This window comes from Oscillospiraceae bacterium MB24-C1 (assembly GCA_030913685.1).
In the GTDB taxonomy this organism is placed as follows: Bacteria; Bacillota; Clostridia; order Oscillospirales; family Ruminococcaceae; genus Yanshouia.
In genome coordinates, this window is the sequence record CP133187.1 from 2573294 (window position 1) to 2594747 (window position 21454).

Annotated in this window: 17 protein-coding genes; all 17 read left to right on the top strand. The window is 53.2% G+C overall.

Going from position 1 to position 21454, the window contains the following annotated elements:
• The first annotated feature begins 390 nt into the window (after positions 1–390).
• The 17 genes from RBH76_12355 to RBH76_12435 all read left to right on the top strand — a co-directional run bounded on the left by RBH76_12355 (position 391) and on the right by RBH76_12435 (position 21142).
• A complete protein-coding gene (locus RBH76_12355; GenBank protein ID WMJ83514.1) occupies positions 391–1080 on the top strand; it encodes a GntR family transcriptional regulator in 690 nt (229 codons plus the stop codon).
• Positions 1081–1101: 21 nt separating this feature from the next.
• Positions 1102–2520, top strand: coding sequence for an FGGY-family carbohydrate kinase (locus RBH76_12360; protein ID WMJ83515.1), 1419 nt, complete (start codon positions 1102–1104; stop codon positions 2518–2520).
• A 302-nt stretch (positions 2521–2822) separates the two neighbouring features.
• Positions 2823–3350, top strand: a complete 528-nt coding sequence (locus RBH76_12365) for a TRAP transporter small permease (GenBank protein ID WMJ83516.1) — start codon at positions 2823–2825, stop codon at positions 3348–3350.
• A gap of 14 nt (positions 3351–3364) precedes the next feature.
• On the top strand, positions 3365–4645 hold the full coding sequence (locus RBH76_12370) for a TRAP transporter large permease (GenBank protein WMJ83517.1): 1281 nt from the start codon (positions 3365–3367) through the stop codon (positions 4643–4645).
• Positions 4646–4803: 158 nt separating this feature from the next.
• Positions 4804–5874: a DctP family TRAP transporter solute-binding subunit gene (locus RBH76_12375; protein ID WMJ83518.1), complete on the top strand. Its 1071-nt coding sequence runs from the start codon at positions 4804–4806 to the stop codon at positions 5872–5874.
• A gap of 316 nt (positions 5875–6190) precedes the next feature.
• On the top strand, positions 6191–7216 hold the full coding sequence (locus RBH76_12380; GenBank protein WMJ83519.1) for an alcohol dehydrogenase catalytic domain-containing protein: 1026 nt from the start codon (positions 6191–6193) through the stop codon (positions 7214–7216).
• Between the two features lie 24 nt (positions 7217–7240).
• Entirely contained in the window at positions 7241–7891 is a 651-nt protein-coding gene (locus RBH76_12385; GenBank protein ID WMJ83520.1) for a bifunctional 4-hydroxy-2-oxoglutarate aldolase/2-dehydro-3-deoxy-phosphogluconate aldolase, read from the top strand.
• A gap of 5 nt (positions 7892–7896) precedes the next feature.
• On the top strand, positions 7897–8886 hold the full coding sequence (locus tag RBH76_12390; protein ID WMJ83521.1) for a 2-dehydro-3-deoxygalactonokinase: 990 nt from the start codon (positions 7897–7899) through the stop codon (positions 8884–8886).
• A gap of 2 nt (positions 8887–8888) precedes the next feature.
• Complete coding sequence (locus RBH76_12395; protein ID WMJ83522.1) at positions 8889–9839, top strand: phosphoglycerate dehydrogenase; 951 nt, start codon at positions 8889–8891, stop codon at positions 9837–9839.
• 46 nt (positions 9840–9885) lie between these two features.
• Positions 9886–10533: a bifunctional 2-keto-4-hydroxyglutarate aldolase/2-keto-3-deoxy-6-phosphogluconate aldolase gene (locus RBH76_12400; GenBank protein ID WMJ83523.1), complete on the top strand. Its 648-nt coding sequence runs from the start codon at positions 9886–9888 to the stop codon at positions 10531–10533.
• Positions 10534–10542: 9 nt separating this feature from the next.
• Positions 10543–11931, top strand: a complete 1389-nt coding sequence (gndA, locus tag RBH76_12405; protein WMJ83524.1) for an NADP-dependent phosphogluconate dehydrogenase — start codon at positions 10543–10545, stop codon at positions 11929–11931.
• Between the two features lie 16 nt (positions 11932–11947).
• Positions 11948–12703, top strand: coding sequence for an SDR family oxidoreductase (locus RBH76_12410; GenBank protein ID WMJ83525.1), 756 nt, complete (start codon positions 11948–11950; stop codon positions 12701–12703).
• Between the two features lie 243 nt (positions 12704–12946).
• Positions 12947–14926, top strand: coding sequence for a transporter substrate-binding domain-containing protein (locus RBH76_12415; GenBank protein WMJ83526.1), 1980 nt, complete (start codon positions 12947–12949; stop codon positions 14924–14926).
• Positions 14927–14928: 2 nt separating this feature from the next.
• Positions 14929–16284, top strand: coding sequence for a sigma-54 dependent transcriptional regulator (locus RBH76_12420; GenBank protein WMJ83527.1), 1356 nt, complete (start codon positions 14929–14931; stop codon positions 16282–16284).
• Complete coding sequence (locus RBH76_12425; protein ID WMJ83528.1) at positions 16284–17828, top strand: ABC transporter substrate-binding protein; 1545 nt, start codon at positions 16284–16286, stop codon at positions 17826–17828. Before RBH76_12420 ends, RBH76_12425 begins: the two co-directional genes overlap by 1 nt.
• A gap of 373 nt (positions 17829–18201) precedes the next feature.
• Positions 18202–19788 (top strand): D-aminoacylase, encoded by a 1587-nt coding sequence (locus tag RBH76_12430; protein WMJ83529.1) that lies wholly within the window; start codon positions 18202–18204, stop codon positions 19786–19788.
• A 25-nt stretch (positions 19789–19813) separates the two neighbouring features.
• Positions 19814–21142 (top strand): TRAP transporter large permease subunit, encoded by a 1329-nt coding sequence (locus tag RBH76_12435; protein ID WMJ83530.1) that lies wholly within the window; start codon positions 19814–19816, stop codon positions 21140–21142.
• Positions 21143–21454: the final 312 nt, after the last annotated feature.

Consider the following 21454-nt stretch of genomic DNA (forward strand, 5'->3'; position numbering starts at 1 on the left):
ATCATTCCTTAGCGTCATTTAGTGGTTGTTTTTATAAATTGTAGCATGTTTTTTTCAGCAGAGCAAATGGCCTCTTTTCATGGCGCTAGCCCTGTGCCAGAGAAATTTTTGCTGGGCAGACGCTTGGACAATGGTTGCCGCGCGCCATTAAAAAGCATTCAAGCAAGGTCTCTGACACTGCAAACTATCCGGCAAAGAGACGCGTAAGTATGTTTTATATAGAAATCGCTTGCAATATGTACAAAACTTATTTTGCCTCTTTGTATACCTCTATGAAAGTTACGCGGAAAAGAATTCCACAATTGACTGCCGACACACTTAGGTTTACTATAAGAAACATAAGGTTTATAACATACGAAAATAAACCTAAAATTTTAGTGAGGTAAAGCGATGGCGATGAAAAATGATATCCCTGTTTCGCTGGTGGATGTCGCTTATCGGCGAATTCGTGAGGATTTAGCGAAGGGTTATCTGACACCGGGCGAAAAACTCAATGTCCGCGTTCTGACCGAACGTTACGAGGTTAGCGACACGCCGGTTAAGCAGGCGCTTAACAGATTGATGGTGGAGGGCGTGGTCGAAAGCATTCCGCGCAAGGGAATGAAGGTCAAACGCATCACCTGGGCAGAAATTGAAGAGATTTTGGAATTTCGCATAATGATGGAGCGTTTCTACGCCCCGAAGGTCATCACATTGCTTCCTAACGATGTGCAGCTGCAAAAAGCATTTGATGCGAACCTAACCGAAAACCTGCGGCTGGCGCAAAGCTACAACACGGTGGATGAACATTTGGCTGTTTACCGGCTGGACCAGCAGTTTCACCGGATGTATCTGGTGTGCGGTGGCAGCCGAAAGGCGTTGCAGGTGTTTGATAACCTCAATTCCCATGCCTATGCCACCTATCTTTTTGACCGCCAGCCTAAAGAGAAAACCATCAGCGGTGTCGAAGAACACCGTGCTGTCTACGAGGCTATTCTGGCAGGCAACCTTGAGCGTCTTTTAGAACTTTTGGATCTGCACAATAAAAATGCGCGCGATATTCTCTATCTGACACTAAAAATTAACAATCGTATTGTTTGACGAATAGAAGGTGATACCACTATGAAGGTTCTCGTGCTAGAGGCTAGTACTTCCTCCGCGAAAGCCATGCTGTTTGATAGCGAGCAAGGTATTCTTGCACTCAAATCTGAAAATTATCCGCCCAAGGTGGGCGACAGCACCGTTCAAAATACCGAAGGCGTGTTTTACGAAATGATGAAAACAGGCGCTGAGGTGGCCAAAGATCAAAAAGTGGACGCCGTTGCCCTTTCGGGCATCTGGCACGGGTTGACGGTGTGCGACCAAAAGATGCAGCCGCTCACCCCAACCTATACCTGGGCCTATCTGGGCGCTGCCCCTACGGTGAACGCGCTGCGACGCGACAACGCTTATGTCAACAGCTATTATCAAAAAACCGGCTGCATGGTGCATTCCATCTATCCGATGTTTCGGCTGATGCAGCTTAAAACCGAAGGCTTGGCGCTTTCAGATCGCTTTGTCATGGGGCAGGGGGAATATAATTTCTACCGGCTGACCGACGGATTTTATTCAACGCCCAGCCTGATGTCGGGCTTTGGCGCGCTCGATACCCACAATCGCGATTATGACGGCGCGTTGCTTTCAGAAATGGGCATTACCCGAAGTCAGTTGCCAGAGCTTTCGGAATATTGGCAGACGCGGCCACTAAACAAAGCTTCCGCTGCGCTGCTCGGGGTGGCGCAGGGCATTCCGGTGTTGCCGCCCTTTCCGGACGGGGCGCTCAACCAGATCGGTTCGGGCGCGATGGCCGAAGGGGAGATGACCCTGTCAGTGGGCACAAGCGGTGCGCTGCGCATGGTGACGGCAAGGCCCGTTATTCCCGATTCACCCAGCACATGGTGCTATATGTCGCCAACCGGCTGGCTGTCGGGCGCGGCGACACAGGGCGCCTGCAACTGCGTAGACTGGATGAAAAACAAGCTGTTTGACAGCCGCTATTCCTACAGCGAGCTGGAGGAAAAGGCGGTTGATATCAAGAACCTGCCGGTGTTTCTGCCGTTTTTGTTCGGGGAGCGCTGTCCCGGCTGGCAGGATGAGCGTCTGGGTGGATTTCACGGCGTCAAGGCGGCTCACGGCCGCGAAGAGCTGTTTATCGCGACGCTCGAAGGGGTTCTGATGAATCTGCGACACTGCAGCGATGTTTTGACCAAAATAACTGGTCAGCCTAAAAATATCCACGTGTCAGGCGGCATTCTCAGATCGCAGGTCTGGCTGCAAATGCTGGCCGACATCTTTGGTCAGACCCTTTCCTGTACCGACGCTGAGCAGGCTTCACTTCTGGGTGGCGCGGCGCTAGCGATGGTGAGTCTGAAGCAGACCGACGATTTCAACATTATGGCTGACTATTTTAAGCAGCAGTATGTTTATCCCCGTGCGGAATTTAAATCGCTTTATGATGGGAGGTATGCGCGCTATCTGGAATGTTACAGCCGCTGCGATTAAGACAACTGTGTATGCAGAATTCCACTGAAAAATAGACATCTTTGCGGCAGGTTTTCCGCCTTGGCATTGTCCCCCGTCGTCCGCGACATCTGCGCTACGTCTCGTTTTTGCCGGACGAAAAATCGGCCTGCCAATCTATTAAGCTTTTTAATCAAATATCAGCATAAACCCCCATGCGCACGGTTGCGCTTGCCTTTTAATGCCGTACTTAAAGATCTTGGGCGCGTGCGGCCGGTCCGACGCGTCACCTTTGAAAATTTGTTAGTACAAAACAAAGATGGGACAGAGAGGAAGGAACGATTTTGGATAAGAAAAAGGGCATATTCCATCGTATTAACTGGGCCATAGACAGATTTTTGGCGGTGCTGTCCGCTATCTGCCTCGGTGTGTTGACCTGTGTTGTATTTTACAGCGTGCTCAGTCGCTATCTGCTCAACTCGTCAATTGCATGGGCAGAGGAGCTTTCAACCTTTTTGCTGATCTGGGTGGTTTTTACATCCACCATTGTGGTGTACAACCGCAGCGAGCATCTCGGGCTTGATTTTCTCGTTTCTGCCGTACCAAAGCCAGCCTCGTTTTTAATGACGATTCTTGCGCATATCGGCATTCTGGTCTGCGGCGCATTCCTGCTGTTAGGCGGTTGGGAAATGATGCGCGAGGGCATGGACACCCTGTCACCGGCGCTGCGCATCCGCTATGGCTATGTCTACACCGTTCTCCCACTGTCAGGCACGTTGCTGGTGATCGGAACGCTGGCAAAGCTGTGGATGATTGCTAAGGCGTATTTTAAAGATCACACCACGCTTCTGCACATCAAATTTTTTGACTGAGGGGGAGAGAAGACATGATTTTATTCGCGTTTTTGGCGGGCCTGTTCACCTTTTTGCTTTTTAATGTGCCGGTTGCCTTCGCGCTGCTGCTAACCGGTATTCTGCTCATGGGGCTTATGGGTGACTTTTCTCCCTTCGTTATCGTGCAGAGCATGGTCCGCGGCATCGGTAGCTTCTCGTTGCTGGCAATTCCGTTCTTTGTCATGGCGGGCGAGATCATGAATAAGGGCGGCATTTCGCGCCGCATCGTCAACTTTGCCAAAGCGATCATCGGACATATCACCGGCGGTTTGGGCTACTGCACCGTGTTGGCCAGCATGATTTTTGCGGGTATCAGCGGTTCGGCCATCGCCGACACCACCGCCATCGGCTCCATTCTGCTGCCGATTATGGAGCGCGACGGCTACGACGTCAAATCCTCCACCGCGCTGGTCTGTACCGCGGGCTGCATCGGCCCGGTTATTCCACCCTCCATCCCGATGATTTTGTTCGGCGTCACCACTGGCGTTTCGGTCGTCAAGCTGTTTTTGGGCGGCATCATCCCCGGTGTTCTCATCGGCGTCGGCTTAATGATCGTCTGGTACTTCCACGCTAAAAAACACGGCTATCGCTCCGACGAAAATTTCTCGTGGCAGCGGGTGTTCGTTACTCTGAAAGACGCCTTTTGGGCGGTACTGCTGCCGATCATCATCTTAGGCGGCATCGTCTCCGGCATTGTCACCCCGACCGAGTCGGCCGTTGTCGCCGTCGCTTACGCGTTGTTCGTCACCAAGTTCATCTACAAAGAACTGGTTATCACCCGCGACATCCCCGAAATTTTGATGTACACCGCCAAGCAGTGCGGCGTGGTGCTCACCGTTTGCGGTAGCGCCATGGCGGCGGGTTATTACATAACAACTGCGCAGGTGCCGCAGCTTCTGGCGAACGCCCTGCTTTCGGTTTCGGATAATATTTATGTCATCATGCTGCTTATCAACCTTCTTCTTCTGCTGATTGGTTGCGTTATGGATCTAACCCCCGCCATCCTCATCATGGCGCCCATCATGTTCCCGGTTGCCATGCGTCTGGGCTTAAACCCCATCTATTTCGGCGTTATCATGTGTACCAACCTTTGCATCGGTCTGGTGACACCGCCGGTTGGCACGGTACTTTATGTCGGCTGTGGTCTTTCGCGCCTGAAGATTGCCGACCTGATCAAGCCACTAATACCGTTTATTGCGGTCATGTTTATCACGCTACTGGTTTGCACCTACATCTCTCCGCTTATTACCTTTATTCCGTCACTTGTTAGTTGAGCTAATGCCGTTGTGACGGCTGTTGTGACAGGATGCGGTTAGGGCTTGTGCTGTCCGCTTAAAATTGCAGCCGCCACGCCAAACAGGATTTATTACCGGTTCTTTAAAGAGGGAGGGCCGGTTGTAAATAATGAAAATAATGAAAGAGGGAAAAAGTAATGTCAAAGCGTGTAATATCCATGGTTTTCGCCGTTGCATTTGTTCTGATGTCCCTTGCGGGCTGCGGAATCGAGCAAAGCTCGGTTGCCCCCGCCCCGGCATCCTCCGCTGCGCCAGCGGCATCCTCGGCTGCACCCGCAGCCAAGGACGCACAGGTCTTGAAGATTAGCTTCGGTTCTTCCGACAATCACCCGATAACCGCTTACCTCAAACTGTTCGAGCAGGAGTTTGAAGCAGCGACCGAGGGCCGTTACGACGTACAGATTTATACCAGCGCAACGCTGGGCGACGACCTGAAGGCCACAGAGGCGGTTAAGGCCGGCCAGCTTGACGCCGTTGTCACCACCGCCGCGCCGGTAACCGGCATTATCCCAGAGCTTTTCATCTTTGATTTGCCCTTCCTGTTTAAGGGCACCGAAGAGGCTGACAAGGTTTTGCTCGACACCGAATTTTCTGAGTGGCTCGATGCCAAAATGTACGACAAGAACATCTTAAACCTCGCGTGGCTTGAAAACGGCTTCCGTATGCTGACCACCAGCAACACCGAGGTACATAGCCCCGCTGACGTCGAGGGCTTAAAGATCAGAACGATGGAAAACCAGATGCATCTGGCTGCATGGAAGGCGCTGGGCGCAAACCCCACCCCCATGCCTTTCTCTGAGGTGTTCACCGCTCTGCAACAGCATGTTATCGACGGTCAGGAAAATCCCATTCCCACCATCTATGACGCCAAGTTCCAGGAAGTTCAGAACTACGTTGCGCTGACCGGCCACGTCTACTCCCCCTATGTGTTCCTGTGGAGCAAGAAGCTGGCCGACAAGATGCCCGCCGAGGACGTGGTGCTGCTTGAAAAGTGCGCCAAAGATCTGCGCCTGAAGTCCCGCGAGCTGACCCGTGAGGCCGCTGCCAAGAACCTCGAAGCCATGAAGGCTGAGAAGATCAACGTCATCGAGCTGACCGACGAAGAGAAGCAGGCGTTTAAAGATGCCGTGCAGCCCGTTTGGGAGCAGTTCACCCCCACCATTACGCAGGAAGCGATCGACAAGTTCAACGCTGAGCTGGCTAAGTAAATCCGAGAGCATTCATTTGCTGTGCCGAGCAAAAACGGCAAAGATTGAGTTAGGGAGCCGCCGCCCATGTGGTGGCGGCTTAGCCCTACGATAACGCTACTTTAAAAAAGTGAGATAATAATCTTGCAGGGCTTGGGGCGGCGTCCCAAGCGTTTTCTATAAGTTAAAAGCGCAGAAAAGTGCGCAAAATCTGCTTGCGGTGGGTTTTGCGGGGAACACCCCCGCCGGGATTTCCCTTTAGAGGTGGGGATTTTCACTTTTGTACGTTTAAACTGCCACAACTATAAAATAACAAAGAAAAAAGGAGCAGCTCGCCATGAAAGCATTGGTATATACAGGCCCTCTCAAAGTAGAGGTTTTAGAGGTTTCAGAACCCGTATCCAAGGCGGGGTGCTTAAAAATAAAAATGACCTACTGCGGTATCTGCGGTAGCGACATTGGCATCTATCTCGGCGGACATCCGCGCGCCAAAGCACCGCTTGTTCTGGGGCACGAATTTGTCGGCGAGGTTGTCGACGCCGCGCAGAGTCAGCGCGGTTTTAAAAACGGTGATAGGGTCGTCACTTATCCGCTCATCTCCTGCGGGTACTGCCTGCCTTGTCGCACCGGCAACGCGCATGTCTGCCGCACGCTTGGCCTCATCGGCATCGACACCGACGGCGGCATCTGCGAATCGGCCTACATAGACGAAAATGTGCTGTTTAAGGTACCGGAAAATCTCTCGGACAAGGCAGCCGCTGTGGTGGAGCCGCTGGCCGTCATTGTGCGCACCATCCATCAGGCGCGCTTTAAGGCGCTTGATTCCGCCGTCATCATCGGCGCTGGCCCCATCGGGCAATTGACGGCGCTGGCGTTAAAGCACATGGGCGTTTCCAAGGTGTTTATCTCCGACCTCGACCCCGTCCGCCTACAAAAAGCGGCGCGATATGGGGCCATTCCGGTCTGCACCAAGGACGAAAGCCTGATCGACGCCGTCTATGCTGCGACCGAGGGCGAGGGTGTCGACGTGGTGTTCGAGTGCAGCGGTGCGGAATCTGCCGCGATAGAAATGACCAAACTCGTACGCATCGGCGGCACAGTGTGCATGACAGCCGTCCACAAAAAGCCGCATCTTGTGAACCTTCAGGAACTGAATTTCCGCGAGGTGACGCTGGTTGGCAGCCGCGTTTACACCAAGGAGGAATTCAAAAGTGCCGTGGCGTTTGCTGCCGAAATCAGCGACGAGCTTGAAACGCTCGTCTCGCACATTGTGCCTCTGCGCGACTCTGACAAAGTTTTTGATATGATCAAGGACCCCACGCTTGGCACCGTTAAAGTGCTGGTGGACTGTACGCAAATATAGCTTAAAAGAACCGAGGGAAAAGCCATGACAGAAACGACACTACAAACCATTTTAGAAAGCAAGGTCATCGCCATTGTGCGCGGCATTTCGGCACAGGGCGTGTGTGAACTCGCCCAAGCCATGAAGCAGGGCGGGCTGCGCTGCATCGAGGTCACGTTTGACCACACGAGCGAAGCGGCGCGGCAGGAGACGCTAAAATCTATCTGCGCGATAAAAGCGCAGTTTGGTCACGAAATGTGTATCGGCGCGGGGACGGTGCTGTCGGTGGAGGACGTCGGTGAAGCGCAGCGCGCCGGGGCGGAATATATTATTTCGCCGAACACCGACGCGGCAGTCATAAAAGAGACCAAGCACTTGGGGTTGGTGTCAATTCCCGGGGCGTATACCCCCTCGGAGGTGGTGTTTGCGCACCAGTGTGGGGCAGACGTCGTAAAGCTGTTCCCGGCTGGGATATTGGGCGCGGCCTATATCAAGGCGCTTAAAGCACCTTTAAAGCACATCCCGATGATGGCGGTAGGCGGTGTGACGCCGCAGAACACGCCGGATTTTCTGACGGCGGGCGCTGTTGGCGTTGGCGTCGGCGGCAACCTCGTGTCGCCAAAGCTTGTAGCCGAGCGGCGCTTTGAAGAAATCGCCGCCATCGCGCGACAATATGCCGACGCGGTTCGGGGGTGAGTGGCATGGCCGTGCGGGTTTATTATGACCTTGGTACCTCAAACGTGCGCATCTTTGTGCTGGATCGCGCGCTTAACGCGCTTTATACCGCCCGCCGGGCGCTGGGTGCGAAGGATTCCGCCATCGTGGGGAATAATAGCGCGTTGATTGCGGGCATGAAAGAGATGTACGACGCGGCGCTTCAAGCACTCTCGCTCAACGATGCCGATGTGGTGCAAATTTACGCCTCGGGCATGGCGACCTCGCCCTATGGCTTTGAGGAGATTCCCCACTGCACGGTGCCGGTCACCGTCGCGGAATTTGCCCGTCGCGGTGTGTTCACACATCAAGAAAAAAAGGCGTTCAACCGTGAAATTCTACTCGTTGCGGGCATGAAGACGACGGCGGACGACATCGCGTTTGTCAACAACACACGCGGCGAGGAGATTGAGGTCGTCGGCGTGATGGCCGAGCTTGAAAAGCGTTTTGGCGACGAGCCCGTAGCGGTGATTCTGCCCGGTTCGCACACCCATGTTATGCTAGTAGGGGCGGGGGCGATTAAGGGCATTGTCTCAAACTTTACCGGGGAGCTGTTTCACGCGCTTAAAACCCAGACGATTTTAGCGCCGGTGATGGATACCGAATTTGACCGCCCCGACATCGACGCGCTGCTGATGGGCGCGCAGAACGCTGCGCATTTTGGCTTTAACCGCGCTTTGTACATTGGGCATGCCATGCGCTTATTTGGGGAAGGGGACACGCGCGCCCGCCGCTGCTATTGCGAGGGCGTGATCTCCGGCGGGATGATCACTGCGCTGGATTATTACTGCGAAAACGTCTGGCAGGGCTGCCAAAACGCCGCAATTGTTTCAAACGCCTACATGGGCGACGTGTTTTTGGCTCTGCTGACGCAGAGTCGCACCATTGAAAATGTGCAGCGGATTGAGATTGACGCCAACAAGAGCTACGCGCTCGAGGGGTTAAAACGCATCATCCGCTGCCGGGGAGAAGAGTGAATATGAAGAAAGTGATGATTACCTCCCGCTCGTTCGGGTCCATCGACGATACGCCGATGGATATTTTAAAGGACGCGGGCTACGAGATTGTCCTGCGGGGCAAAGATTTTGACCAGCAGAAATTTAATGCCGAGATTGCGGATTATGATGCGCTGGTCATCGGCGCGCACGATTTTCCTGCCGAGGTGCTGGCGGGCTGCAAAAAGCTCAAAATTATCTGCAAGCACGGGGCGGGATTGGATAATATTCCGATTGAGGCGGCCAAGGCGCAGGGTATTATGGTTTGTAATGTGCCGGGGACCAATGCCAACGCTGTGGCTGACCTGACCTTCGGCCTGATGCTCTGCTGTGCGCGGCAAATTGTCGCCGCCAACAACCGGGTACACACCGGCGCGTGGAAAACCATAACCGGAACCGATGTCTACGCCAAGACGCTGGGGCTTTTAGGCTTTGGCGCAATCGCTAAAAATGTGGCACGGCGGGCGGCGGGCTTTAATATGAAGGTGTTGGCTTACGACCCGTTTATTAAAACGCTGCCCGAAGAGTTTTCACACGTGACGTTGTGTGATAATATCATGGAGGTCATTTCGCAGTGCGATTTTCTATCGTTGCACCTGCCGCTGACCGATGAGACGCGCGGCATGATTGGGGCTAAGGAGCTTTCTGCGATGAAGCAGGGGGCATATCTCATCAACGCGGCGCGCGGCGGCATTGTCGATGAAAAAGATTTATACAACGCGCTGGTTTCAGGGCGCCTGGCTGCTGCGGCGATGGATGTCTCAGAAAAAGAGCCGATCGACCCCGCCAATCCGCTGCTGACGCTTGAAAATGTCGTTATTACGCCGCATCTGGGCATGTACTCCAAAGAGGCTATCGGCGCGGTGAGCACCATCTGTGCGCAGAACGCCGCCGCCATGCTGACGGGTGAAGCGCTGCAATTTCGCGTGGTGTAACGGCACTGATTATCAACAGCCCCTGTTATCATAAGGAGGAAGCAATATGCTGGACAAAGAAACAATTATCAAACGTATCGAAGAAAAGGGCCTTGTCGCCGTTGTGCGCGCCGAAACTGCCGATCAGGCGCAGCGCATTACCGAGGCGTGTTTAGAAGGTGGCTGCGCCTCAATCGAGTTAACATTCACCGTGCCGGGTGCGCACCGTGTCATTGAAGCGTTGGCCAAGGCCTACACCCCTGACCAGATCATGCTGGGGGCGGGTACCGTGCTCGACAGCGAAACGGCGCGCATCGCCATTCTCTCGGGCGCGCAATATGTCGTCAGCCCCTGCTTTGACGCCGACGCGGCGAAGCTTTGCAACCGCTACCGCCTGCCCTATATGGCGGGCTGCATGACGCTCAAAGAAGCGGTTACCGCAATGGAGGCGGGTTGTGATATTCTCAAAATCTTCCCCGGTGACCTGTTTGGCCCCAAGATTTTAAAGGCGATTCACGGGCCGATTCCCTACGCCAAGATGATGCCCACCGGTGGTGTCGATGTCAACAACGTTGCCGAGTGGATCAAGGCCGGTGCCGTCGCCGTGGGCGCGGGTGGCTCGCTGACCGCGGGCGCCAAGACCGGAGATTACGCAAAAATTACCGCTACCGCGCGCCAGTTCATTGCGAACATTCAGTCGGCGCGCGGCGCTTAAAGTACGCTTATGGGGGCGTATCAGATCGGGCTGCTGGGCCTTGGCGTCATGGGCAGCAGTCTCGCTAAAAACCTGATCAACCACGGCTTTGTCACGGCGCTGACCAGTAAGAATGAAGCCGAGCGCGCTCGCTTTAACCACACGGGCGATTATAAAATTTTTGATTCAAACGAGGCATTTGTCGCCGCGCTGAAAAAGCCGCGTGTCATCTTTTTGATGGTTACAGCGGGCAAACCGGTGGATATGGTGATTGAAGCACTTTCTCCGCTGATGGAAGCGGGAGATGCGATCATCGACGGTGGCAACTCGTTTTATCAGGACACCAGCCGCCGCTATAATGCGCTGGCGGAAAAGGGCATCCACTATCTTGGCGTGGGCGTTTCGGGCGGTGAAAAAGGCGCGCTCGAAGGCCCGAGTATGATGGTGGGCGGAAGCCGTGCCGCGTGGGAAACTGCCCGCCCGTTTTTGACCGAGGTAGCAGCCAAAATCGCCGACGACACTCCCTGCTGCGACTATCTTGGGGCACAGGGCGCGGGGCATTATGTCAAAATGGTGCACAACGGTATCGAATACGGCATTTTGCAGCTCATTGCCGAAACCTATCAGCTTTTGACCAAGGGGATGGGCTATTCGGTTGCACAGGCTGCCGAGGTGTTCGCGCGCTGGCGCGAGGGGGCGCTCTCGAGCTACCTCATCGACATCACAGCACTGGTTCTGAGTAAAGCCGACGCTGACAGCGGTGAGCCGCTCATCACCAAAATCTGCGACATGGCCGGACAGAAGGGCACCGGCAACTGGACGCTGCTGGAGGGCATTGCACGCGGGGTCTATATCCCCACCATTGCCGAGGCGGTGTTTGCGCGCGCGCTTTCTCAGAAAAAGGCGCTGCGTCAGGCAAGTGTTGCGACATTGAGCGGCCCACAGAATAAAACTGAACTTACCGAGCTGATGCTGCAACAGGCGCTTCACGCGGGCATCGTCTGCTGCTATACACAGGGGTTGGAACTAATTGCGGCGGCAAGCGATGAGTTCGGGTGGAATATCGACCTCGAAAAGACCGTTTCGCTCTGGCGCGGGGGTTGCATTATTCGCAGCGTACTGCTTTTTGACATTATGGAGAGCTACCGCACACAGCAGGGGCTTCAAAACCTGATGTTAGCGCCACGCTTTGCCGCCCTGCTCAACGATTTGTCTGACGGTTGGCGCAAGACGGTGACGCAGGCCGCACAAAGCGGCATCGCCGCGCCGGCGTTGATCTCAACGCTGTCCTATTACGACAGCTGCCGCACCGACCCCATGCCCACGGCGCTGGTGCAGGGGCTGCGTGACTGCTTCGGCGCGCACACCTATCACCGAGTGGATAAAGAGGGGTCTTTCCACACCGACTGGGAAAACTAAAAAAGGAGAAAACCGCATGAACCTGTTTGATTTAACCGGAAAAAAGGCTATTGTCACCGGCGGAGCCGGCGGTCTGGGCCTTGGCATCACCGAAGGTCTGCTCGAAGCGGGGGCTGAGGTGGCCATTGTGGCCCGAAGCGCCGCCGCCGATGAGGCCGCCCGCGCCTTTTATGAAAAGGGCTACCGCTGTCATGCCGTGCGGGGCGACGTTTCCGATGCTTCCTCTCGCAAGGCGCTGTTCGAGCGGGCGGTGGCGGTGCTCGACGGGTTGGATATTCTGGTGAATAACGCCGGAATTCAGCGCCGTCACCCTTCTGAGGAATTTCCGCTTGAGGACTGGCAGGCGGTGTTAGACACCAACCTGACCGCCTTGTTTGCCATGTGCCAGCTGGCCGGACAGTATTTTCTCCAAAACGGCGGCGGGAAAATCATCAACCTGGCGTCGATGCTCTCGTTCTTCGGGGGATACACCGTGCCGGCCTACGCCGCGGCCAAGGGCGGTGTGGCGCAGTTGACCAAGGCGCTGGCTAACGAGTGGGCGGGGCGGGGCATCTGTGTTAATGCCATTGCGCCCGGCTATATGGATACGCCGATGAATGTCGCGCTCATAAATGACCCGGTGCGAAACGACGAGATTCTAAAGCGAATCCCTGCTAAAAGATGGGGCACCCCAGCCGACATGAAAGGCCCGGCGGTGTTTTTAGCCAGCAGCGCGTCGGATTATCTCAATGGCGCGATCATTCCGGTGGACGGTGGCTATCTCGGGCGCTAAACAGTCCTTTTAAACCAAGCACCTGATAATTTTGTGCGTTGGGGTGCGGCGGGTATCATACCTGCCGTACCCCGACGTTTTTATTCTCGACCGACCGTACGCACGGCAGCGAATTTTAAGGATTTGAGGGAAATTCTGTTAGAAAAACAATTTTTTAGCTTTCAAACCGCAGGCGGGTTTGCTAATATAGAGTCAGATGCGCAAGTATCGGCGCTATAACAGGCTGTGAAAGGGGCGCACGCGGTGAGATTGATAAAAATTATTATATTTACGTTACTGTGCTGGGGCTTATTGTGCCCACAGGTCTTGGCGCTGGATACCGTTTTACGCGTTGCAGTTAACCCTAATCTGCCGCCGTTTCAGATGCGCCAGACCGACGGTGCGTTGATCGGTCTGCACATCGACCTGATGAAAAGCATTGCCCAGCGCAATAACTATCTTGTGGAATACATTATCTGCGATACCAATTCCGCCTGTGAGCAGGCGCTTAAAAACGGCGAAGCAGATCTGATTTTGGGCGTCGTACTGCCGCCGTCTTTGGAACAGGGCGACCAGCTCACAGCTGAAATATCGCGTTCTCCGCTGTGTATGATCGTCCCGAAAAATAAAGTCAAGGAATTGATTCCGGACAATGCGTTGGACGGACACCGGGCGGTGTTTGAGAAGGGGACCATCGGCTACTCCTTTATGTCGAGCCTTGGCAACCTTTCTTATCACGTGGTGGCCGATCAGATGCGGGTTTTTGATGAGCTTTATTTGGCGGAATCTGACGTGGCGGTGGCGGTTAAAAGCAGCGCGGTGTTTTTGCTGAACGAGGCCGGATGTTCAGACGACTTTACTATTTTGCGCAACTATATGGTGCCGATTTCTTATACCATTAAGGTGGCACCGGGCAATAAGCAGCTGCGTGAGGAGCTTGACAGAGGCATCGAATTTCTGCGGGTGAGCGGCGAATATAACCGAATGTTTGATAGGTGGACCTTTGCGGAAAAAAGCAAACCGGCAGCGCTTGATTATCTGCGCCAGTACTGGTATATCACCGTTGGGCTGCCGCTGGTGCTGGGCTTTATCGGCTGGAGTAATTTGCAGATGAACAAAAAACTTAAATTGCAGGTGGCCGAAAAAACCTCCGAGCTGCAACAGACCAACGCAATGCTTGAGCTGCGACTTTTGCAGATACAAAATGATGCCGAGGTACAGCGCCGTATCATAGAAACCAGCCCGAACGCCATGTTGATTATCGACCCCGGCGGCGTTATTTTGATACTAAACAAAAGCGCCTGCAGAATCATGGGTGTGACGCCCAACATGGTGGGGGAGCCCATCACGAAAATTCCGTTATGCGAATTTTTGCTGCGCGAAAAATTCCAGCAGGTGATAAACGGGGTGGGATACCCAAACGAAATTAAAAAATATATCGGCAACGGACACAGCTACCAGTACAGCATCTTCCCACTTTATGAGCTTAACAACATCAGCGGGGCATTACTGGAGGTTAAGGATATCACGCAGGATGTCAATGACGCCCAGCAATTGTTAGAGCGTGAAAAGAACCGTGTGCTCAATCAGCTTGTTGCGGGTATTGCACATGAGATTAAAAATCCGCTGACCTCTATCAAGAATTTTGCGGTGTTATTAAAGCGCAAAAAGGACAACCCCCAGTTTCAGGAGTCTTTTTCCACCATTGTTCCGCAGGAGGTGGAGCGTATCAATCAGCTTGTCGAAAGCCTGATCGACTACGCCCGCCCGCACACGGCACAAAAGGATGAGACGTTGTTTGAAGAAGCGGTGCGCCCCTGCATCTTTTTGGTCAAGGGCATGCGTTTTGCGTCCTCGGTGGATTTTTGTGTGGAGATTCAGCCGGGGCTGACGCTGTTGGCCGACCCCAACCAGCTCAAACAGATCATCTTAAATCTGCTGCTCAACGCGGTAGAATCGCTAGAGCAAAAAAGCAAGCAACATCCCGGGTTTTTATCGAAGCTCAACATTCACGCTTTATCAATGGGCGGCGGCGCGACGGTGTTAACGGTGGCGGATAATGGCATGGGTATGTCTCAGGACATTATCAATAAGGCTACCGAGCCATTTTTCACAACCAAAACCACCGGCACCGGCATGGGGCTGGCGATCACACGTCAGTTTGTAGAAGAAAACAACGGTAGACTGGTTATCGACAGTGTAGAAATGCATTTTACCAGTGTAACAATCTATTTCGGGAGGTAGCTATGAAGCATCAAATTCTCGTCATAGACGATGAACCCAACATTTGTCTAACGCTAAAAATGGCGCTGGAAGACGACTACGAAGTTTTTACGGCAAACACTGCCGAAGAGGGCCTGGCCACATTGCAGTCAGAGGCAATCGCGCTTTGTCTGCTGGACCTGCGGATAGGCCCCGCGGATGGAATGGAGGTTTTAAAGCAGATTAAAAGCCTCAATTCACATATTGCCGTTGTTATGATAACGGCCTACGGCAGCATTAAGTCGTCGGTAACGGCGATGCAAAATGGCGCCTATGGCTATTTGACCAAGCCGATCGACCTCGACGAGATGGTTTTAGTCATTAATCAGGCGTTGGAGTTTAGGCAGCTAAACGAAAAGGTCGAATATATGAGCGGCGCTCTGGAAACCCGCTTTGGCATGGGAGAAATTATCGGCAAAAGCGAGCCGATGCAAAAGCTTTACAAGCTGATTGACCGCATCAAGGACATCGATTCCAGCGTCGTCATAACCGGCGAGAGCGGCACCGGCAAGGAATTGGTGGCGCGGGCGCTTCATTTTAGCGGAAACCGCAAAAACGAACGCTTTGTAGAGGTGAACTGTGCCGCTATCCCCGAGGGGCTGCTGGAGGAGGAGCTGTTCGGGCACAAGCGAGGCGCGTTCACCGGCGCAATTTCCGACAGCAAGGGCAAGTTTGAATTCGCTGGAAAAGGAACGGTGTTTTTGGACGAAATCGGCGACATGCCGCTTAGCCTACAGGCCAAGCTGCTGCGGGTACTGCAGCAAAAAGAAATTACGCCGATCGGTGAAAACCGCAAGGTGCCGGTCAGGGCCAGGGTGATCGCCGCCACCAATCGCGATATTACAGCACTGGTGGACGAGGGCAAGTTTAGACAGGACCTTTATTTTCGCTTAAACGTCATTGAACTACATATTCCGCCGCTGCGCGAACGACGGGGCGATATTCTAGATCTGGCGGCGCATTTTATAGCTAAAAATTGTGTCCAGCTCAAAAAGCCACCGATGACCATTGCAAAGGCGGCGCAGCGCAGCCTGATGGAGTACACCTACCCTGGCAATGTTCGGGAGCTTGCCAATATGATTGAATATGCCACCATCTTTGCCAACGGCGGTGAAATTACGGCGGAGGATTTGCCCAAAAGGGCCGCCGGCGATGAACAGACAGCGATGGTGGAATTTGAGAACATGACACTCAAAGAGATTGAACTAAAGGTGATTGCCATGCGCCTTAAAGCAAATGGCGGCAGCATTCGGTTGACGGCCCAACAGCTTGGCATCAGCGATAAAGGACTGAGAAACAAGCTCGAACAGTCGCAGATCAACTATAAGGAGCTTAAATGATGAGGCGAAATCGTGTGTTGAGCTGCCTAATAGCGTTGGCGATAATACTTGTTGCGGGCTGCGGCGGCACAGACACCGAGGCGTTTAGCGTCACGCTGCCGCAGAAAAGTACGGGGCAGCCCCGCGACGAGATTGTCATTGCGACCAATCAGGACATCACCTCCACCGACCCGCAGGCCGCTGACGAGCTTGCCGCCGCCCGCGTGTTTTATCTGATCTATGACAGGCTGTTCAATATAGACCCCTACACCGGTGAAATTTTGCCCTCGCTGGTCAAATCCTATCTTAAAACGACCGACACGGTGTGGATTTTTTCGCTGCGGGACGACGTCTATTTTCACGACGGAAGCCGCTTGACGGCGCAGGATGTCAAGTTCAGTCTAGATCGGGCAAAGAACTCCGAGCGGGTAAAGGCGCAGCTTTCTACCATGAAGGAGGTACAGGCGCTTGACGACTTTACTGTCAAGGTGGTGTTAAACGAGCCGTACCAGCCCTTTTTAGCCAAGTTGTGTCTGACGGGTTGCAGCATTGTGAGCAAAGCCGCGGTCGAAAATAACGGCGGTCGGTTTAAGCCGATTGGCACCGGCCCTTACCGACTGACCGAATGGCGTGTCGGGAACCGCATTGTGCTTGATCGGTTTGAGCATTATTTTGACGGCATTTCGCCAACTTCGCGGCTGGTTATGCGCGCAATCCCCGACAATCAGGCGCGGCTGCGCGCCCTTGAAGATGGTGAGATACAGGTGGCCGAGTGGCTGGATTCCGCCGACTTTGAAAAGGTCATTGAAAACCCCGGGCTAAAGCTTTTGCAGGTGCCGTCGGTGACGGTTGCCCATATTGCACTCAACGTGACCAAGCCACCGCTCAACAATGTGCTGGTTCGGCGGGCGATTGCACGCGCCATCGACAAAGAGAGGCTGGTTAGGGAGACGCTGCTTGGCAACGGACAGGCGGCGACCACTGTTTTGGGCCCGGGCATCAGCGGATATTACGACAAAATGGAAGGCTTCCCCTATGACCCACAGGAGGCTAAAAAGCTGCTGGCGCAGGTCGGCTACCCCAACGGCTTTACGCTGGAGTTGCTCACGGTGGAGTCGGTTTTTGATTTTTGCCTACCGCTGTTGCAGCAAAATCTTGCAGATGTCGGCATAACGTTAAAGGTGGTGCCGCGTGATTCTACAACCTTCTTCAAAAAAATCAACGCGGGCGAACAGATGGCGCATATCGGCACCTGGAACAACGTAATTTTGGACCCCGACAGAAGCGTAGACCCTTTTTATTCCCCGTATTTCGGTGCGGCCAGCAACCGGATGCGCTATAAAAACACAAGGGTGGATGCGCTTATTGAGCAAGGGCGCAGAAGCGCGGATGCGCAGGCCCGTGTTGAAATTTACCGTGAGCTTCAGGAGATTATTGTTTCGGATAGCCCGTGGGTTCCGTTATATAGCACGAACACTACCGTTTGCGTCGCGCGCGGCATCGGCGGATTTTCGCCGCATCCTGCCAATCAGCACAACTATACGCGCATTGTAATGTTTGATTAATTTGAAAATATTACAAATTAAAATTGTAAAAACTACAAAAGTTTATTGAACCTAAAAATAAATATAGTTGGAACAAAGCGCTTACGCTCTCTTTTTAGGGGGCATAAGCGCTTTATTTTAGAGTGTCGACAAAACAAATTGTGTAAAGCATAGTAACGGTGGCAAAAGTGGGGGCGTAAGCCTCCACTTTCGTGTTAAGGCGCACCCAGAACAAAGCGTTCATGTCCCCTAAAAAAAGGGAATATTAACGCTTTATGTTTTTTTACAATTTAAGATCTAATAAAAAATTGGAGAATTGGCACGAAAATTGCTCGTAATATTATTGGCCATGGCAAAGGTTGTTATGGCAAATTCTTTACCGGAGGTGTCCCAATTGTATGATGTTGTAATTAAAGGCGGCACGATTGTCGACGGCACTCGCGCAGCGCCCCGTGTCGCAGATCTTTGCATTTCCGACGGCAAGATAGCGGCGGTATGCGACACGGCGGATAAGCCCGGCCGGCAGGTTATTTTGGCGCAGGGCAAAATCGTTTCGCCTGGTTTTATTGACATCCACAGCCATTCTGACATCTGCCCACTGCTGCCGGCGCCATTTAAAGTGCAAAGTAAGCTTTATCAGGGCGTTACCACTGAAATATGCGGCAACTGTGGTATTTCTATCGTGCCGAATCAGGGGCCTCATCAAAAGGAGAACAGCACGTATTTTGAGCGCATTCTTGAGCTTAAGTCCGAGGATTTTAAGCATGATATGGCGTCTGTTTCCGACTATGCCAAGCGGGTGAAAAAGCAGGGGTGCGCCACCAATTTTGGCATGCTTGTCGGGCACAGTGCATTGCGCGGCTGTACGATTGGTTTTGATGACCGCGACCCTACACCCGACGAAATGGAGCAGATGAAGGCGCTGCTTGACAGCGAGCTTTCTCAGGGCGCTTTTGGCATGTCGCTGGGGCTAATTTATCCGCCTAGCGCATTCTGCAAGACCGAAGAGCTGGTCGAGTTGGCTAAGGTGGTCAAAGCGCACGACGGCATCCTTGCAGTACATATCCGTAACGAGAGTGCCAAGGTGTTTGAATCGGTGGATGAAATGCTCAATATCGCGGCGCTTTCGGGCGTTCATCTGCATATTTCGCACCTGAAGCTGATGGGCAAACCGCAGTGGGGACGCGCGAAGGAGCTGCTAGATAAAATTGCGAATGCCAGAGCGCAGGGGGTAAACGTCGACTGCGACCAGTACCCTTATCACGCGTCGAGCACCAGCCTGACAGCCATTGTGCCCAACTGGGCGCACGACGGTGGATTTGAGGCGCTTAACAAATGCCTTAAAGAGAAATCGCCACGGCTTTTGAGTGACATCGCCGAAATGATGGCATTTAGAGGTGGTCCGGCCTGTGTGTTGGTGTCTTATACCAACGGTCTGGCGACAGAGTTTGACGGTAAGACCGTTGAAGAAATTTCAAAGATTCTGGGTGTCTCTCCCGAGGAGGCGGTGGCCGATGTACTTATACGCAGTAATGGTGTGGTAAAGGCTATCTACTTTTCGATGAGTGAGCAGGATGTGTTTACTATTTTAAACGAGATGGATATTTCCATCGGCAGCGATGGCTATGCCTTTGACTACGCAATGGACGGCAACCCGCATCCAAGAAGCTTTGGCACCTTCCCACGGTTTTTACGCATTAATCGCGAGCAAAAGCTGATGCCGCTTGAAGACGCTGTCTATAAGATGACCGGACTGCCCGCAAAGCAACTTGGCCTGACAGACAGAGGTATTTTAAAGCCCGGATGTGTGGCGGACATCACGATATTCGATGAAAATAAAGTAAAAGACACCGCCACCTTTTTGCGCTCAGTGGTTAAGCCTGAGGGGATTGAACACGTTTTAGTCGCCGGTGTACCGGTGCTTTTGGACGGAGAGCAAACCGAGGCGCTCCCCGGTACGGCTTTGCTTAAAGCGAAATAATCAAACATACAAGGAGGATAACACAATGGGTCCCTACGCTTTGATACCTGAAGAATCCCTCTGGGCACTAATTCCAATGGCGGTTTATATCGTGGTTTCGTTTATGCCCAAAAGCAATGGTCTTACATCAGCATTTGTGGCTTGTGCGGCGGGCTTTTTCCTCACCGGGCAAACCCCCACCATGTTTGGCAAGCTTGTCACCGAGTCGCTCGGCTCGACGCTGGGTCTTATCGGCCTCATCATCATGATGGGTGCCGGCCTTGGAACGCTGATGACAGAAGCTGGCATCAGCCATACCATGGTTTACTGGATCATCCAGAAAATTGGTGTTAAGACCGAAAAACGCGCCATCGTTACGGTTATTCTCACAACCACGCTCGTCTGTGGCCTGCTCGGCACCCTTGCCGGGGGCTGCGCCATCATCGCCCCCATTCTTATTCCGGTAGTTGCAGCTGCCGGGTTGAAGCCCGCCACTGTCGGCGCGGTATTCCAGAGCTCGGGTGAAACCGGCCTCATCTGGGGACCCTTTACCGGCCCGACCGTCGCGTTGTTGGCCATTACCGGGCTTTCTTACGGCAGAATGATGCTGTGGGCTGCGCTCCCTTACGGCATCATCTGGCTGGTGGTCATCTACTTCGTTGCGCTGAAAATTCAGAAGGATCCCAAATATGACGAGGTGTACCGGCTCGAAGAGAATGTGGCAGAGATCGTCATAACCCCTGAACAGAAGCGCACAACAATTGCTTTTGTCATCACCTTTATTGCGCTGGTGATTTACAGCATGTTCACGAAGCCCGGCACCGCCTACACGGTGTTTGTGGTTATCATCCTTATGCTGGTTATCGGCCTGTTTTCTAAAAAAGGCCTCAGTGATTGCTTTAAGCAGGTGTCGAAGGGCATGGGCTCTATGGCTGGTATTTTCCTGCTGTTTATCCTGCTCAATATCATGCTCAACTACGTCAACTACGGCGGCGGCTTTGAGGCACTCGGCAAGCTGTTCCTGTCGATGATAGGCGAAGGCAGCCGCTCTCTGGTGGTTATCTTCGGTACGCTAGTAGGCTCGTTCGGCGTCAACGGTGGTGCGGTGGCACAGCTTCAGGTTACGCACGACCTGTTCTCGGCCGCGTTGGAATCCACCAAGGTTCCGATGGAAGTCTGGGCGCTGGCACTTATCTGTGGCTCACGCGTAACCACCTCCATCTATCCCGGTTCCAACATGCTGGCGCCTATGGGTCTTGCAAGAAGCGAAAGCTTAAAGGCCATGCTGCTTGGCGGATGGGCGGTTTCAATAGCCTCCATTGTGTTTATCATACTTTGGGCATTGATTGGCATGCCGATCTTCTTCCCGGTTTAGCTATTTTCTCCCCCCTTTATTTGAGGGCTGTCGGCAATTCTGACGGCCCTCAGCTTGCTCTGACGGGTCTGAGTACAAATCGACTTTGAGGGCAAACATCACCAGACAACAAGGCGGCGGGGGTTTTTATTGCTTGCCTTTGGTGACGAAAAGGACAATTTTGGATTAAGTTACACAACCCTCCGGCGGTCGCTGGAGGGTTGATTTTTTATATAGGTAAGCTGGTTTTTATTGTTTGCAATTTTGTTTAATTTTAAATACAAAAACATCTTGATTTCGTCAATGTTTGCGAGTATGATACATAAGCTGTAA